Annotated in this window: 15 protein-coding genes; 10 read left to right on the top strand and 5 right to left on the bottom strand. The window is 26.9% G+C overall.

Going from position 1 to position 17,918, the window contains the following annotated elements:
* Nucleotides 1-17 precede the first annotated feature (17 nt).
* Nucleotides 18-1,400: an argininosuccinate lyase gene (gene argH / locus FDK22_RS01620; protein WP_138151093.1), complete on the top strand. Its 1,383-nt coding sequence runs from the start codon at nt 18-20 to the stop codon at nt 1,398-1,400.
* Nucleotides 1,401-1,459: 59 nt separating this feature from the next.
* Here argH and FDK22_RS01615 read toward each other — a convergent pair whose 3' ends face one another.
* Nucleotides 1,460-2,362: a chemotaxis protein CheV gene (locus FDK22_RS01615; RefSeq protein WP_138151091.1), complete on the bottom strand. Its 903-nt coding sequence runs from the start codon at nt 2,360-2,362 to the stop codon at nt 1,460-1,462.
* A gap of 70 nt (nt 2,363-2,432) precedes the next feature.
* Nucleotides 2,433-3,083, bottom strand: coding sequence for a tRNA threonylcarbamoyladenosine dehydratase (locus FDK22_RS01610; RefSeq protein WP_138151089.1), 651 nt, complete (start codon nt 3,081-3,083; stop codon nt 2,433-2,435).
* Nucleotides 3,084-3,167: 84 nt separating this feature from the next.
* Between FDK22_RS01610 and greA the strand changes: the two genes are divergently transcribed.
* The 8 genes from greA (at nt 3,168) to FDK22_RS01570 (ending at nt 12,832) form a co-directional block, all read left to right on the top strand.
* On the top strand, nt 3,168-3,653 hold the full coding sequence (greA, locus tag FDK22_RS01605; protein ID WP_138151087.1) for a transcription elongation factor GreA: 486 nt from the start codon (nt 3,168-3,170) through the stop codon (nt 3,651-3,653).
* On the top strand, nt 3,653-4,657 hold the full coding sequence (argC, locus tag FDK22_RS01600) for an N-acetyl-gamma-glutamyl-phosphate reductase (RefSeq protein WP_138151085.1): 1,005 nt from the start codon (nt 3,653-3,655) through the stop codon (nt 4,655-4,657). The genes greA and argC overlap by 1 nt, the downstream gene beginning before the upstream one ends.
* Nucleotides 4,647-5,342 carry a UDP-2,3-diacylglucosamine diphosphatase gene (locus tag FDK22_RS01595; protein WP_138151083.1) on the top strand — a complete coding sequence of 232 codons (696 nt, stop codon included), beginning with the start codon at nt 4,647-4,649 and terminating at the stop codon, nt 5,340-5,342. The genes argC and FDK22_RS01595 overlap by 11 nt, the downstream gene beginning before the upstream one ends.
* A 55-nt stretch (nt 5,343-5,397) precedes the next feature.
* Entirely contained in the window at nt 5,398-6,288 is an 891-nt protein-coding gene (gene ppk2 / locus FDK22_RS01590) for a polyphosphate kinase 2 (protein ID WP_420836712.1), read from the top strand.
* Between the two features lie 107 nt (nt 6,289-6,395).
* The gene (locus tag FDK22_RS01585) at nt 6,396-9,797 is read left to right on the top strand and encodes a transporter substrate-binding domain-containing protein (RefSeq protein WP_138151079.1); all 3,402 of its coding nucleotides are present in this window, start codon (nt 6,396-6,398) and stop codon (nt 9,795-9,797) included.
* A gap of 69 nt (nt 9,798-9,866) precedes the next feature.
* Nucleotides 9,867-11,840 (top strand): excinuclease ABC subunit UvrB, encoded by a 1,974-nt coding sequence (gene uvrB / locus FDK22_RS01580; RefSeq protein WP_138151077.1) that lies wholly within the window; start codon nt 9,867-9,869, stop codon nt 11,838-11,840.
* 9 nt (nt 11,841-11,849) lie between these two features.
* Complete coding sequence (nth, locus tag FDK22_RS01575) at nt 11,850-12,503, top strand: endonuclease III (RefSeq protein ID WP_138151075.1); 654 nt, start codon at nt 11,850-11,852, stop codon at nt 12,501-12,503.
* Between the two features lie 44 nt (nt 12,504-12,547).
* Entirely contained in the window at nt 12,548-12,832 is a 285-nt protein-coding gene (locus tag FDK22_RS01570; RefSeq protein ID WP_138151073.1) for a hypothetical protein, read from the top strand.
* Nucleotides 12,833-12,881: 49 nt separating this feature from the next.
* On the opposite strand, the gene FDK22_RS01565 is transcribed toward FDK22_RS01570, so the two are convergent.
* From FDK22_RS01565 to FDK22_RS01555, 3 genes are all read right to left on the bottom strand, one after another.
* Nucleotides 12,882-13,292, bottom strand: a complete 411-nt coding sequence (locus FDK22_RS01565) for a hypothetical protein (RefSeq protein ID WP_138151071.1) — start codon at nt 13,290-13,292, stop codon at nt 12,882-12,884.
* A 1-nt stretch (nt 13,293) separates the two neighbouring features.
* Nucleotides 13,294-13,587 carry a hypothetical protein gene (locus FDK22_RS01560; RefSeq protein WP_138151069.1) on the bottom strand — a complete coding sequence of 98 codons (294 nt, stop codon included), beginning with the start codon at nt 13,585-13,587 and terminating at the stop codon, nt 13,294-13,296.
* A gap of 81 nt (nt 13,588-13,668) precedes the next feature.
* Nucleotides 13,669-15,627: a sensor histidine kinase gene (locus FDK22_RS01555; RefSeq protein WP_138151067.1), complete on the bottom strand. Its 1,959-nt coding sequence runs from the start codon at nt 15,625-15,627 to the stop codon at nt 13,669-13,671.
* A 222-nt stretch (nt 15,628-15,849) separates the two neighbouring features.
* Between FDK22_RS01555 and FDK22_RS01550 the strand changes: the two genes are divergently transcribed.
* On the top strand, nt 15,850-17,820 hold the full coding sequence (locus FDK22_RS01550; protein WP_138151065.1) for a TonB-dependent receptor: 1,971 nt from the start codon (nt 15,850-15,852) through the stop codon (nt 17,818-17,820).
* The last annotated feature ends 98 nt before the right edge of the window (nt 17,821-17,918 follow it).

Raw genomic sequence — 17,918 nt, 5'->3', positions numbered from 1 at the left:
AAATTTAAGGACAATTTATGTCAAATGACCAAATATTAAAAAACACAAATGCACAAATATTAGATGAGTTTAATGCTTCAATTATGTTTGATAAAGAGTTATATGCTCAAGATATAAAAGGTTCAATTGCCCATTCACAAATGTTATGTGAACAAGGGGTTTTAACAAAAGATGAACAAGAAGCTATTGAATCAGGACTTTTACAAGTAAAAGAAGAGATTGAATCAGGTAACTTTGAATTTACCCTTGAAACTGAAGATATCCATATGGCAGTTGAAAGTAGACTTACAGAAATAATTGGTGAACCAGGGAAAAAACTTCATACAGCAAGAAGTAGAAATGACCAAGTTGCAACAGATTTTAGATTATATGTTCAAGAGAAAAGTTTGAGTATTAAATCACAACTAAAAGAGTTGATAAAAGTATTTGTTGAAGTTGCTAATAAACATACTACAACATTAATTCCAGGTATGACACATTTACAACATGCACAACCTTTAAATTTTGGTTATCATTTATTGGCTTATGCAAATATGTTTAAAAGAGATTATGAAAGGTTTGAAAGTTCATATGAGAGAAACAACTATTCACCTTTAGGGAGTGCAGCATTAGCTGGTACTCCACATAATATAAATAGGGAATCAACTTCACAAAAACTAGGTTTCAAATCTCCAACAACTCATGCTATGGATACAGTTTCAGATAGAGATTTTGCATTAGAAATTTTATTTAACATAAGTACTTCTATGATGCATATTTCTAGAATCTCTGAAGAGTTAGTAACTTGGTCATCATATGAGTTCCAATTTGTTAGAATGAGTGATGAATATGCTACAACAAGCTCAATAATGCCACAAAAGAAAAATCCTGATGTACCTGAATTACTTAGAGGGAAAACAGGTAGAGTTTATGGAAATTTAATTTCACTTCTAACTGTAATGAAAGGTTTACCATTAGCTTATAACAAAGATACTCAAGAAGATAAAGAGGGAGTTTTTGATTCAGTTAAAACAATTGAAATCTCACTTTCAATCTTAACAGAAGTTATTAGAACTATGATTGTAAATGTAGATAAAATGGAAAATGCATGTAAAATTGGACATTTAACTGCAACAGATTTAGCAGACTTTTTAGTTCAAAAACAAAATATGCCATTTAGAACAGCTTATTATATAACAAAAGATGTAGTTGCATATGCTAACTCTTTAAATAAAGATATAAGTGAACTTACAATAGATGAGATTAGAAATGCAAATGAACAATTAAAAGATGTAAGTGAAGAACTTGTTATGTATTTAGATTTAAGAAATTCAATGAATGCAAGAAACTCTTTTGGTGGAACATCTACACTTCAAACGGTTGAGCAAATTAAAGTTTTTGAAGAATGGTTAAATAATTAATAAATTTAAAAGAAAGAATAAAAATAGATGAAAATTTCATCTATTTTTATATTTATAGTTTAAGATAAGAATTGTTTTGTAGCCGCATAAAGTGCTTGAATATCAGTTTTACCAATAAATCCATCAACACCAATTTGATTCATTTTATTTCTAACTGCATCAGTTGTCATAGATGAATTAACTACAACAGGAATATGTGCATATTTATTACTAGATTTAATAAATGAGGCAACTTGGAAACCATCTGTTTCTGGCATTTCAATATCTGTAATAACTAAAGCTATCTTCTCAGCTCCAACCTCTTCAATTCTTTGAATTAATTGAGCTCCATTTACATACATTTCAAAATGTATATTCGCTTTTTTGAAAAATTTAGTTAATACTTCTCTAGCAACACCTGAATCTTCTGCTGCTAAAACTAATTTATCTGTTTTAAAAGGTGCATCAACATATTTATTTAAAGTATCTTCTCCATCATCAACCCAACCTAAGTCTTTTAGAAGTTGCTCTGCATTAAATACTGTACATAATTCATCTTTATCATGAACTTTAACATAAGTTGTATATGTAATTTTAGAATTAGTCTCTTCTGAGTGTCTTAATTCATCTGTTGTTTTTTCAACAATATCCAACATATCTTTGATTAAAAAACCTACTTTTTTATGATTGAATTCACAATATATAATTAATTTATAGTCTTTAGTATCTAAATGTGGTAATCCAAGCCATGCATCTAAATTAATTAATGTTACAGGCTCTCCTCTAATAGTCGCAATTCCTGCAATTACAGCTGTATCCTTTGGAGTATCATTTATAGTACACTCTTCAGTGATAATAAAAGCTTTTACTTTTGCAATATTAATTGCGTAAATATTGTTGTGTCCAGTGTAAAAAACAGCTAATTGCTGTACATTTCTCAAGTGGCCTTGAGTCATTTGCTCAACACTATTAATACCGTTCATGAAGACCCTTTTTTTGGTTTTATATAAATTATAATGCTTTTTTTCTTATACTTAACTTTAAAAAATTATTTTATTTGTTTTTGTTAATAATCTTTCTTATTGTAACAGATGCCATCATAAAGCCAAAAGAACCAGTTACTGCTTCAAAACTTCCTTTTTCTAGGCAGTTAGGGTCTTCGCTTGAAAAGACAACCTTGAACTTTCTTTTAAAACCTTGTTTTTTTAATTCATATCTTATTTTTTTAATAAATGGGTCATTATATGTATCCCAAATTGATTTATATTCGATTTTACTTGGATCTAACCTTTTTGCACTTCCACTTGTGCTAATCACTTTTGTGTAAAATTTCTTGATTAAATGTACCTTTGGTTTTACATCATCAATGGCATCTAATATATAATCATATTGTGAAAAATCAAAATTATCAATCCATTCTGGAGTAATTTTTGCATGAATTGCAGTTATATTTGGGTACCTTTCTTTTAATGACTCAACTTTAATTCTTCCAATATTTCCATGACTTCCAAGTTGTCTATTCATGTTTGACTCTTCGTACGTGTCAAAGTCTACAATGGTAATATCAGTAATTCCCGTATTGTATAATGAATCTAAGGCAAAGCTTCCAACTCCTCCAACACCTAATAATATTAATTTAGTATTTTGAAATTTTTTAAAATTTTCTTCCCCGAATAGTTTAAGGGTTCTATCATATTGTTGCATATCTACTCTTTTGTACTTTTTATTTATTAAAATTTAGGTATTATATCCAATTAAACGAAATAAAATATTATATAGGAGGCGTTCATGGATAAAGAACCAATGACGCGAGTTGGATATGAAAAAATTACTTCTGAATTAGAGTTTTTAAAAAATACTGAAAGACCTGAAACTGTAATTGCTTTGGATGAAGCAAGACAATTGGGAGATTTAAAAGAGAACGCTGAATATCATGCTGCAAAAGATAAACTTGCATTAATTGATGCACAAATAGCAGAGTTAGGATCTATTATAAGTAAGGCTGTAATAATTGACCCAGAAAGTTTACCACACGATAGAATAAGTTTTGGTTCAACTGTTGAACTTTTAGATGTTGATACTGAAGAAGAGTTTATATACGCAATTGTTGGTGGAGTTGAATCAAATGCTGATAATGGTTTGATTTCGTTTAATTCACCACTTGCAAAACAACTTTTAGGAAAAGAAGAGGGTGATGAAGTTGAAGCAACTTTACCTGGTGGTAAAAAAACTTTTGAAATTTTAAATGTAACTTATAAGGAGCTTGATTTATAATGAATGTAGCTATTATTGGAGCTAGTGGATATACTGGTTTAGAATTAATAAAAATTTTAATTAATCATCCAAAGTTTAATATTACATATATTGCAAATTCAACAGGTGAAGAAAATGTTCAAGATTTACACCCTTGTTTAAAAGATGTTATAGATGTTGAAGTTCAAAAAGCAGATGCTAAAGAGGTTGCTAAAGCAGCTGATTTAGCTTTTTTAGCACTTCCCCATAAAACTGCAATGTTTTTTGCAAAAGAGTTATTAGATTTAGGTGTAAAAGTAGTTGATTTAAGTGCTGATTATAGACTTGAATTAGAAACATATGAAAAACATTATTGTCCCCATGAAGATAAAGAGCATATAAAAGATTCAGTTTATGGATTACCTGAATATTATAGTGAAGATTTAAAAAATGCAAAACTTGTTGCAAATCCTGGATGTTTCCCAACAGCAGCACTTTTAGCACTTTTACCTTTTATAGATTATATAGAAGAGGGATCTCAAATATTCATTGATGCAAAAACTGGTATGAGTGGAGCAGGAAAAGGTTTAAAAGAGGTTACTCATTTTGGACACTTAAACGAAAATTGCCATGCTTATAATCCATTTAATCATAGACATATGCCAGAGATTGAAGAGAAAATTCAAAAACTAACTAATAAAGAGTTTCAAATAAATTTTGTACCACATTTGTTGCCAATTACAAGGGGTATGTTAGTATCAGTTTTTGCAACGCTTAAAGATGAAATTGATGTTGAAAAAATCTTAGAAGATAGATATAAAGACAGTGAATTTATTAGATTAAGAAATACACCAGTAGATTTAAAATCAACTGCTGGTACAAATTTTTGTGATTTATATGTATCAAGAAATGGTAAGGCATTGTTTGTAAATTCTTCAATTGATAATTTATTAAGAGGAGCTTCTTCTCAAGCGGTTGTTAATGCAAACTTAATTTGTGGTTTTGAAGAGTATGAGGGAATACCAAAAATAGCATATGTGCCTTAATCTAAAAAAAGGGGCTATATTTGTAGCCGATTCCCATTTTAGTGAAGTAAATGTAGAGTTTTTATCTTTTTTAGAAAAACTGAAAAAAAAAGAGATAGAAACTTCTCAACTTTTTTTAATGGGAGATATGTTTGATTTTATATCTGGTGAGAGTAGATATTTCGTAAAAATAAATCAAAAGCTTATTGATATTATTAATGAATTGTCACATAATATTGAAATTATTTATTTAGAGGGAAATCACGATTATAATCTTCAAAAGCTTTTTCCAAAACTAAAAGTTTATAAAAGAGAATCTCAGCCAATTTTTGCAAAATATGAAAATAAAACAATTGCCTTAGCCCATGGTGATATTTATACTCCAAAGGGTTATGACATCTATTGTAAAATCATAAGAAACTCTGCACTTTTAATTTTTTTAAATTTTATAGATTTTAATTATTGGCTTTCAAAAAAAATTTATAATAAATTAATTAAAAAAAGTATTTGTTCAAAGATGAAAGATTTTGATTCTTTTGCCAAAAAAAGATTATCATATTACAACAGTGATATTGTAGTAGAAGGGCATTTCCATCAAGGAAAACATTATGAAGAAAAAAATAAGCTTTATGTAAATATCCCATCTTTGTGTTGTAACAAAAAATATACAATATTTGATGGAAAATTTATTACAACTCAATTGTAACTTTGTTATGATAAAATCCTCAAATTTTTAAAGAATATTGGAAATAGAAATGAAAATAGATAAATTATATGAACGTGAAATAGAAGATATTTTAAGTTATGAAGATTTTATTGAAAAAATTGGTTCAAAGGCTGATGAGACTTTTTTAAGAGAACTTCATAAAAAATATGAATATAGATCTCAAGAAGAAGCTTTAAGAACTTTACAAATTGAACTTATTAAATTACAAGAACATCTTGAAAAGAAAAATGAAAAAATGATTATATTAGTTGAAGGTAGAGATGCTTCAGGAAAAGGTGGTGCTATTAGAAGAATCACTAGATATATGAATGAAAAACATTATAGAGTTGTTGCTTTGGGAAAACCTTCAAGTACACAAATGACACAATGGTATTTTCAAAGATATGTTGAACAGTTTCCTAAAGCAGGTGAGATAGTTATTTTTGATAGATCTTGGTACAACAGAGCTATGGTCGAGCCAGTTTTTGGGTTTTGTACAGAAAATCAATATGAAACTTTTATGAAAACTGTTACAAGATTTGAAGATGATTTAAGTGAACACGGAATCCATTTTTTAAAAATTTATTTTTCTGTAACAAAAGATGAGCAAGCAAGAAGATTTGAAGAGAGGGAAGAAAACCCTTTAAAACAGTGGAAACTTAGTGAGATTGACCTTCAAATGCAAGAAAGATGGCTTGAGTTTACAGAAAAAAAATATAGAATGCTAAAAGAAACAAATACTGAAAAATCCCCTTGGATAATTATAAGAAGTGATGACAAATTCGTAGCTAGATATAATGCAATAAAAACAATCTTAAACAGTGTTGATTATGAAGGAAGAGATGAAAGAATAAACTTTCAAGTTGATCCTGAAATTGTTATTAGTGCAGAAAAAGAACTAGAAATCATGGATGATAACGCAAAGAAAATAAATATAAAATTGTAGAAAAAAATCTACAATTTTATTAACTTTTATAAGAATATAACTTTTTTACTTCTTAGTAAACTAATATAATATATAATACAAAACTATAGAATTTAAGGTTGTTTTGTATGTTAAAAATACTACTAGTATTCTTTTTTTTAGCTATTTCATCATTCTCAAATGATTTATTCACAAAAGAAGAAAAAAGTTGGATTAAAAATAATCCAAATATTAAAATTGCAATGATAAATAATTTTCGTCCCTTTAGTTATGTTGAGAATGGAAAACACAAAGGTTTTAGTGTTGATTTATTAAATAAAATTTCTGAAATAAGTGGCTTAACCTTTGATGTAAAAAATGCAAAATGGTCCAAAACACTAAGCTCTTTTAAAGAGCAAGAAGTTGATATGATATCAGATATCTCTTTTACTAAAGAAAGAGAAAGTTATTCCCTTTTTACAAATGCTTATTATGAAATCCCAATTTATATATTTGGACTTAAAAATGATAAAAGTTATATCGATAATACAAGTTTGAAAGGTAAAAAAGTTGGTGTTACTAAGAATATATTTTATAAGGATGAATTGGCAAAACATGGAGTTGTAATTATAGAATTTTCTTCTAGTGAAGATAAGGCAAAGGCTTTAGTAACGGGTCAAATAGATTATTTTTTATCTTCATACTCAACAGGAACAAAAGCAATAAAATCACAATCTTTAGTTGATGTAAAAGCAATTGATGAGTATATCAATATTAAAAAAGAGGATTTAAGATTTGCAGTAAATAAAAATAAACCTCTATTAAAATCAATTTTAAATAAATCATTAAAGCAAATAGAGAATAAATACTTCTCTTTTTTGGCAAATAAATGGATTCTTGGAAATGAAAATATTGATAATATAGTTAAGCTTTTTTCAATGGAGGAGCGAAATTTTATCAATAATACAAAAAATAATCCTGTTAAAATAGGTTCTATTGATACATATATCCCTTTTAGTTTCTCATATAATGGTGAAAAAATAGGTTTTACCCAAGAGTTAATCGAAATAATTGCTAAAAAAAGTGGTTTAACTTTTGAAAAAGTTGGTGGAACTTGGCCACAAGTTTATGGAAAATTTGAAAACAATGAGATTGATATAATTTCAGAGTTATCATATAGAGAAGAGAGATTACCTTTTACCCTTTATACAAAACCTTATTATGAGATTCCAATTGGTGTATTTGCTAGAGATGATTTTGGTACTTATAGTGGATTAAAATCTTTAAAGGGTAAAAAAGTAGGAATAGTTAAAGGCTCATATTTAATTGGTGCTTTAAAAGATGAAAAAGATTTTGAAATAGTTCAATTTGATACAAATAATGATAAGTTTTATGGTTTAAGGGATGGTATTGTTGATGTTGTATTAAGTAGAACAATGAGTGTTTATAGACTAGAAAATCTTATGATAAAAGGGATTAAAGTTGTAGGGATATTTTCAAATGATAATATTAAAAATGAAGATTTAAGATTTGGTATTAGAGTTGAACAAAAAATCTTAGCTTCTATTATAAAAAAGACTTTAGCCTCTATTCCTTATTCTAAAATTACTCAGTTAAAACAAAAATGGATTTTAGAAAACTATGGAAAAAAAGAAGAAATAGATTCACAAAATACTTTAGTTTTTACAAAAGATGAAAAAGCGTTTATAAAAAAACACCCTGAAATAACTTATAGTGAAGTAAATTGGAAGCCTCTATCTATAATCGAAAATAATACTATGAATGGAATTATGGGAGATTATCTTAAATTAGTTTCTAAAAAAACAGGAATAAAATTTAAATATATTCCAGCTTCTTCATGGTCAGAAGTATTAAATATGTTTAAAGATAAAAAAATAGATTTAGTCCCAGGAATAGGAACAAGTCCCCAAGAGGTAAAATTAGGTTTAGTTAGTAATACTTATAGTAAATATCCTATGGCAATTGTTACAGGGGAGAATATTAAATATATTCAGAATTTAAATGAGTTAGATTCAAAAACAATCGCAGTTCCAAAATACTATACTAGCTATAACTATTTAGTTGAAAAACACCCAAAAATAAAAATAATTGAAACAGAAAATATCCCGGAAGCTTTATTAAAAGTTGAAGCTAAGGAAGCTGATGCTTTTATAGGTCATATTGCAACATCTTTGTACTATTTAAGTGAACTTCATTTAAAAAATTTAAAAATAAGTGGAGTTGCTGATTTTAACTTTGAACATAAATATCTTATTCAAAATGAATATCCTTTATTATTATCAATTATTAATAAAACCTTTGATGCTATAACACAAGAGGAGAAAAAAACAATTCATTCAAAGTGGATTCAACCACAAATTATAAAAGAGAGTACAAACTATGAACTTATTTATAAGATTATAGGAGGGTTTACTTTAATCTTGATTGTGGCTTTATATTTTTTAAGCATTTTAAAAAAACAAAAAAAAGAGTTTGAAACTATATTTGAAACTTCAAAAGATGGAATAGCAATAATAGATTTAAAAACAAAATTCAAAAAATATAATGATGCTTATTTAAAAATGTTAAATTATTCTGATGATGAATTAAAAACTAAATTATTAGATGAAATTGTTATTGTAGAGCAAAAAGAATTATTGAATAATATGTTAAAAAATGTGTTAAAAGATGGATATGTTAAAAATCTTGAAACAGTTTATGTGGATAAAAATGAGAATAGAGTTAATGTAAATATGACTGCTTCATTACTTCCAGATAAAAAAAGAGTTCTTATTGTTACAAAAGATGTAACATCTTTAAAACTACTTGAAAATCATATGAAATTAGCTTCAATGGGTGAAATGATAGGGAATATTGCCCACCAATGGAGACAACCTTTAAGTGTAATTACAAGTAGTGCATCAGGACTTAGAATTAAATCTGAATATGAAGAAAAAATCTCTTTAGATGATGTAAAAAATTTTTCAGACACAATTTTAAATCAAGCTAATTATTTATCTGAAACAATTGATGACTTTAAAAACTTTATTAAAGGTACGAATGAGTTTAGTGAAATAGATATTTTAAGTGTAGTTAAAAAATCACTAAGTTTAACAAAACCTTCAATTTCAGATAATTTTATTAAAATAGTTACAAATATAGATGATAATCTGAGTATAAATGGTAATAAAAGTGAATTAGAACAAGTATTAATTAATATTATGAATAATGCAAAAGATGCATTGATTCAAAATGTAAATAATGGTGATAGATTAATTTTTATAACTACAAAAAAAATAGATGAAAACTCTTTAGAACTAAGAATTTGTGATAATGGTGGAGGAATCTCTAAGGATATTATTCAAAGAATTTTTGAACCATATTTTACAACAAAACATAAATCTATTGGTACAGGTCTTGGATTATCAATTGTAGATAAGATTATTAGAGAAAGACATGAACAAACAGTCAAAGTTCACAATGAAAGTTTTAAACATGAAGGTAAAGATTATATTGGGGCTTGTTTTTCAATAGTTTTTACAAAAAAGTAAATACTTATGGTAAAGAATTATAAAAAAAGTTTGAACAACTCATAATTCAATCTTGGATATAATCCTGTCATGAGTAAATTTAAAGTAAAAACCCAATATGAACCAGCTGGTGATCAACCTAATGCAATAAAGCAAATAAGTGATTCAATCCTAAGTGGAAATAAGTATACAACCCTTGAAGGTGTAACAGGCTCTGGTAAAACTTATACCATGGCAAAAGTTATAGAAAAAACCCAAATGCCAACACTTATTATGACCCATAATAAAACCTTGGCTGCACAGCTATATAGTGAATTTAAATCATTTTTCCCAAATAACCATGTAGAATATTTTATCTCTTATTATGATTATTATCAGCCTGAAGCATATATTCCTAGAACTGATTTATTTATTGAAAAAGATTCATCAATAAATGCTGAACTTGAAAGATTAAGACTTAGTGCAACGGCTTCACTTCTTAGTTTTGATGATGTAATTGTTATTGCTTCTGTTTCTGCAAATTATGGTTTAGGTAATCCAGAAGAGTATAAGGCCATGGTTCAAAGAATAGAAGTAGGGTTTGAATACTCTCAAAGAGAGTTTTTATTAAAACTTGTGGAGATGGGTTATAAAAGAAATGATTCTTTTTTTGATAGAGCAGATTTTAGGGTAAATGGAGATGTTATTGATATCTTCCCTGCTTATTATGAAGATGAATATATTAGAGTTGAATTTTTTGGTGATGAGGTTGAGTCTATTACTAAACACGAGTATTTAACCAATGAAAAAACTAAAGAGTTAGAAGAGGTAATTATCTATTCTGTAAACCCATTTGTTGTTTCAAATGATAGATTGGCAACTGCTGTTAAAAATATTGAAGAGGAACTTGATGAAAGACTTCAATTTTTTGAAAAAGAGGATAAAAGAGTAGAGTACCAAAGATTAAAACAAAGGGTAGAATTTGACCTTGAGATGATTGAAGGTACTGGAATGTGTAAGGGGATTGAAAACTACGCAAGACATTTAACTGGTCAAAAGCCAGGGGAAACGCCATACTCACTTATGAATTATTTTGAACAAATGGGAAAAGACTTTTTACTTATAGTTGATGAATCACATGTTTCTTTACCTCAATTTAGAGGAATGTATGCAGCAGATAGAAGTAGAAAAGAGGTTTTAGTTGAATATGGATTTAGATTACCAAGTGCTTTAGATAATAGACCTTTAAAATTTGATGAATTTATTAATAAAGCTCCAAACTTTTTATTTGTTAGTGCAACCCCAGCAGATTTAGAATTAGAGAAAAGTGAAGTTGTAGCAAAGCAGATTATTAGACCAACTGGACTTTTAGATCCAGTTATTGAGATAATGGATTCTGAATATCAAGTAGAAAAATTACATGATGAAATAAAAAAAGTAATTGAAAAAAATGAGAGAGTATTAGTAACTGTTCTAACAAAAAAAATGGCAGAGGAGTTAAGTTCTTATTATTCAGATTTAGGGATAAAAGTTAAATATATGCACTCTGATATTGATGCAATTGAAAGAAATCAAATTATTAGGGAATTAAGACAAGGTGAGTTCGATGTTTTAGTTGGAATAAATTTATTAAGGGAAGGTCTTGATATTCCAGAAACTTCACTTGTAGCTATTTTAGATGCAGATAAGGAAGGTTTTTTAAGAAGTAGAACATCACTTGTTCAAACAATGGGAAGGGCTGCAAGAAATCAAAATGGTAGGGTTATTTTATTTGCAAAGAAAATCACAGATTCTATGCAGTATGCAATTGATTTAACCAATGAAAGAAGAGCTATACAAGAAGCATATAATAAAGAGCATGGAATAACACCAAAAACAACAACAAGAGCATTAGATGAAAATCTAAAAATGGAACAGTACGATGATGTTGCCTGGAAGAGGGAAAAAATGAATAAAATTCCAGCAAGTGAGAGAAAGAAGATTTTAATTGAATTAAATAAAGCTATGACAAAAGCTGCTAAAGACTTAAACTTTGAAGAAGCTATTAGATTACGAGACCAGATAGAAAAAATAAAAAAAGCGTAAAGGATTAATTTGCCAAGACTTAAAAAAGCTACAAAAGAAGATATACAAGTTATAAAAGAGGCCTTTTTAGAAAATTTTAATGATGCTGTTACTGAATTAAATTATAGAAATGATTATGAGTTATTAATTGCAATTATACTTTCAGCCCAATGTACTGATAAAAGAGTAAATATAATAACTCCTGCACTTTTTGAAAAATATCCAAGTGTTTATGAATTAGCTGATGCTAATCTTGAAGATGTAAAAGAATTATTAAAAACTTGTTCTTTTTTTAACAACAAATCAAAAAATATTATCAAAATGGCTCAAAGTGTAATAGCTGATTTTGATGGAAAAATCCCCCATAATCAAAAAGAACTTATAAAACTTGCAGGAGTTGGAAATAAAACTGCAAATGTATTTATGATAGAGTTTGAGGGTGCAAATCTAATGGCAGTTGATACTCATGTTTTTAGAGTTTCTCATAGATTAGGACTTTCATATGAAAAAACAGTTGAAAAAACTGAAGCTGAGTTAGTGAAAAAATTAAAAGATGATTTACATATTTTTCATCAAGCTATGGTATTGTTTGGAAGATATACTTGTAAGGCATTAAGTCCAGAATGTGATAAATGTTTATTCCCCCATGTTTGTAAAACGCAAAAATCTTTTAAGCCTCAATAATTTTTAAATTATGATATAATGAAGAATTGATTGAAGGAGTTGTTATGGGTAAAGAAGTTATAAAAGTCAAGACCGTAACCTTGGCACAACACTTTAGAGAGGATAAAGTCAATATATCACATATTGAAAAACCCTATGGTGACCACAGTAGTCCTGTAGTTAGAATAGATAGAGTTGAATGTGGAAAAGTCACTGGTTTAATTGAAATTCCATATAGCAATATTGAAGAGGTAATTGAAGCTTTACATAAAGCTGAAGAACTTTGTGAATCTATACCTCACGATGAACCACACGGTGAAATTAATGCTGATATAGGTGGTGGAGCATAACTCTTTTGCAAATAGACCTTTTTAAAAGGTTTATTTGCTTTTAGATTACTTATTTTTTATCACACTTTTCATTTAATGTATCAAAATTTTCAAATACATATTCATCTTGAATTTTCTTTATTTTTACACCTTTTGCACTACATACAAACTCTTTACCATCTTTTTTTACAATGTAATCAAAGTTATAAATAAACTCAGTATTTGAAGAAACAGTTTTATTGTTTAATCTTTCAAAGGTAAACTTTTCTATTTGACTATTCTTTTCTGTTTCATATTTTGTTACAAAAAGATTAGGAACTTTTTCCTCTTGATTTTTTATTGTAAAGTTAGCCACAGCTATGGTTACTATAATAACTAAAACTAAAATTGCTATCTCTTTTGTTTCAAATTTATTATTCATTTTATAAATTAAAAAAGCTACTAATACTATAGCTATTAGGATTACTAAAACAAATTGCATATTATTTTCCTTTTAGTTTTTGTTTGAATTCTTCTTTTGATAAATATTTATTACTCGAAGTAGGTCTTGCTAAAAATTGATCTTCTAAAACTTTTTGTTGTTGAAGTTTTTGTTTATAAGTGTCTTTTGACATATATCTTTTATTTTCATTGTTATTTATAGATGATGAAACAGGTTTAATATTTGTTTTTTTATTTAAATCAATATTTTTAATAAGACCAGTTTTTAAATTTTCTAAAATATTTAAAACAGTTGGTAAGTTTTTATCATCAATATCTAAAGTGATTTTTGCCATTAATTATAATCCATATCTAAATTTATTAGGATTTTACCGATATTTTGTTTAAAACCATTATAGTTTAATTTTTTAAAAACCTTATACTTTTTCAATTGGAATTTCTATAGTAAATTTAGCTCCTTTGTATTTAGTATTTTCATAAGTATATGTAGTATTTGTAACTGTTATAGTTCCATTTAAATGCTTTTCTATTATTGATTTACTCATATATAAACCTATTCCTGTTCCTTGGGATTTATGTTTAGTAGTAAAATATGGTTCAAAAATTCTATCTATTATTTCTTCTGAAATGCCCTTTGCATTATCTTTTATTTCAATTATTAAATTCTTTTGATTTTTATAAGAATCAATAAAAATTAATCTTTTCTGATCCTCAATCTTTTCTAAGACATCTCTAGAATTATTCAGGATATTTATTAAAACTTGCATTAATTCATTTTCAATGGAACTTAACTTAATATTTTCAATATTTTTTATTATTTCAATCTTTTTTGCTATAAATTGTGCAGACAAAATACTTAGTATTTTATTAAATGTTTTAGTAATATTAAACTCTTGAACCTTGCTATTATTAGGATTAAAAAAGTTTCTAAAATCATCAATTGTGTGGGATAAATATTGTGCAGAACTATTAATAGATGTTAAAGCTGAATCAAAATCTTTGTCTGTTAAACAATTTATCTCTTTTTGTAATTTAACTCCAGTTGCAGCAGTAGAAATTGCTGATAAAGGTTGTCTCCACTGATGGGCTATATTAGCTAACATCTCTCCCATTGCAGCCATTTTACTTTGCTGTATAAGTAAATTTTGTTGTTTTCTTTTATTATCTTCATGTTCAATTATTTTATTTGTGTATTCTTTTATAGTATTATCAATTTTAAAAGATAAATAGATTGCAGTAAAAATTGCTATTAAACATAGAATAGAAACCCAAATCAGTGTTTTATTAATTGTATTATTTGTATGTGTTAATATTGATTTTTTCATGATAGAAATTTGTTCCTCTAAATCCTCATAATAAAAACCACTTAATATAATCCAATTCCAGTCTTTTTGTAAATAAACATAAGAGACTTTTAATGCAGGTTCATTTGTAGATGGTTTCTTATACCAATATTGAGTAAAGCCTTCACCTTTTTCTTTAATTAAGTCTAAAAAATCTTTTCTAAACCTATTTCCTTTTATATCTACAACTTTATCTGAAACTTTTTTCCCTATAAGATCTTTTTTATTTGAATTTAATAAAACTGTTGCAAATTCTTCTCCTCCATTTATATCATGTAAATCTAATATAACAATATATTTGTCTCCATTATTGAAGTTATCTTGGGAAAATCTTTCTAGTACATGCTTTTTTGTTTGATTTTCAATAACATCAAGATATTCTCCAATACCTAAAACTATATTTAGTGGTTTGAATATTGTTATACAAGTTATTTTAGGAAATTGCCTATTTTCATCCTTAGGTTTAGTAAAATATATTTTATTAAATCCAATTTTATTTTTTTCTAATATTTTTGCATCAGTCTCCATTAAATTTCTACCTTTAGCATCTTTAAAATTAGTCATATCTTTTCCGATAAACTTTTTCATTGGGTGTCCAAAGATAATCTTAGTTTTATTATCATACATGAAGTAATAACCTCTATTATCATAAAACTTTATTGCAGAAAGGGCATTAGCTATTTTTTCTTTTAACTCCTCTTTATTATGAGAACCTTTATAGGTGTTATATGTAAAAGTTGCTATATGTAAGGCAGTTTCTATTTTTTCTTTTAATGAAGCTTTTAATTTTTCCTCTATTTTTGAAATATTGAATTCTATGGAGCTATTTACAAACTTAACATTTCGATATACCCTTTTTTTATGCTCTTGTGTATACTCTTTTTTTATTCTATTAATTTCCTCTTGCATATGAGTTTTAAAAATATTAATAGAGATATATGATGTTATTGAGGCAATTAATATTATTGATATTAGCACAAGGGAAAGTATTGGTATTAAAAATCTTTTTGATTTATAAGTATTCTTTTTCATTGTATAGCCTAAAGTTCAAATTATATTTCTATGTAATTTTATTATAACTAGAAATATAATAAATGTAAAAGAAAAATATCAAAAAAACATACTTTTGTTGAGAGTATATGTTTACTTGTTAAATATCGATTCAAAAGTAATGAAATTGAAAGTTAACAGTAAATTAACTAAGTGAAAATATAATGCAAAATCATATTATAAAATATTTTAATAAGGAAAAAAATGAAAAAAAGTATTATACTTTCTCTTACAACTATAAGCATGCTTTTTGCAGAAAATGTTGTAAATATTGATGAGATTCAAGTTACGCAGGAAAAAATCAATACAACAATTGTAAAGGATGTAAGTAAAGAAGAGATTAAATCTGCTGATTTAGCTGAATCATTAGTTAAAAATATCCCATCAGTATCCCTTGTAAGAAGAAGCGGTATTGCAAATGATATTATTTTAAGAGGTGCAAAAAAAGATAATATTAATATATTAGTTGATGATTCAAAAATATATGGAGCATGTCCAAATAGAATGGATCCAGCTACTTCTCATGTTTTAACAAATAATATTGAAAAAGTTACAGTGATTGAAGGGCCATATGATGTTGAAAATTTTGGAACATTAAGTGGTTTAGTAAAAGTTGAAACAAAAAAACCAACAAAAGAATTTTCTGGAGATATAAATTTAAACATGGGAAGTTTTGGATATAAAAAAGGTTCTTTTACTGTAAGTGGAGGAAATGATTATATTAAGTTATTATTATCAGCTTCAATGGAAAAATCTGATCAATATGAAGATGGAAATGGAAATGATTTTTATGAGCAACAAGTTGCAAATGGTATAGCAGCTAGTTTAAATCCTATGGTAAGTGGAAGATTATATTCTTCTTCTTACCAAGATGCAGAAGCTTATGAGAAAAAAACATTATTAACAAAAGCTATAGTTAATATTGATGATAGTTCAGAATTAAATTTATCATTAAATTTAAATAGAAGTGATAATGTTTTATATCCAAATACTCCAATGGATGCTGCTTATGATGATTCAGATATTTATACTCTTTCGTATACAAAGAGAAATCTTGGAAACTATTCTAAAGAATTAAATGTTGAATATTATTACTCAAAAGTTGACCATCCAATGGATACTGCTTTTAGAGTTGTAGCAAATAGTGGAACTGTTGTAACTAACCATATGAACTCTTCAATTTGGGGTTCTAGAATTAAAAACTCAATGGATATTGCAGATTCTGTTTTAACTTACGGTTTAGATACTAGTGTAAGAAATTGGAAAGGGCAGATGTTATCTACAACAGGAGGTGTTACAACAGTAACTAGTACTTCTTTATCTTCTACAGACACTAAAAATAAAGCATTATTTACAACATTGGAAAAAAGCTTTGGTGCATTAGATATAGAAGCTGGAATTAGATATGATGATACTAATATTGATAATGTAGATAGTGCAAAAACAAATAGAAAATATAATGCATTAAATGGAAATATTTTCGCAGTTTATAATTTAGATAATGAAACAAGAATCTTTGCTGGTGTAGGTAAATCATCAAGAGTTCCAGATGCTAGAGAGTTATATTATGGGGCAACAAATAATAATCTTGAAGATACAAAAAACTATGAGATTGATTTAGGTTTTGAAAAAAGCTTTGGTGATTTATTTATAAAAACAAAATTTTTCTATTCAAAATTAGAAGATTATATTTACAATGCAAGTGGATTTGAAAACATTGACGCATCAATTTATGGTGCAGAAGTTTCTGGATTTTATTTAATAACTGAAGATATGATACTAGATTATGGCTTATCTTATTTAAAAGGTAAAAAAGATGGTAATTATGCAGATAAAGATTTAGCCGAGATTCCTCCATTAAAAGCAAATCTATCGTTAAGTTATGATTTTGGACCAAGTATATTAACAACTCAATTAATTGCATCAAAAGGGTGGAGCTCTTATGATTCAACAGCTGGTGAGCAAGATTTAGGTGGCTATGCAGTTTTAAATACTAAATATAACCATAATATAAGTAGAAATTTTGATGTAACATTGGGGATTGATAATATATTAGATAAAACATATACATCAACAAATACGTACAATGATATTACATATATTGGAAGTGGTGATACTGAACTTTTAAATGACCCAGGAAGATATTTTTATATAAATTTAAAATATACTTTTTAGTTAAAATTGATTCGAAATAGTTAAGGGAGTATAAAACTCCCTTGAAAATATGTACGCTAGAGGGCTAAAACTTATATTAAAAAATCTAAGTTGTAATG

Source organism: Arcobacter arenosus, from assembly GCF_005771535.1.
In the GTDB taxonomy this organism is placed as follows: domain Bacteria; phylum Campylobacterota; class Campylobacteria; order Campylobacterales; family Arcobacteraceae; genus Halarcobacter; species Halarcobacter arenosus.
Note: the sequence above shows the minus strand (reverse complement) of the source record. Positions and strands in the feature narration are given on the sequence as shown.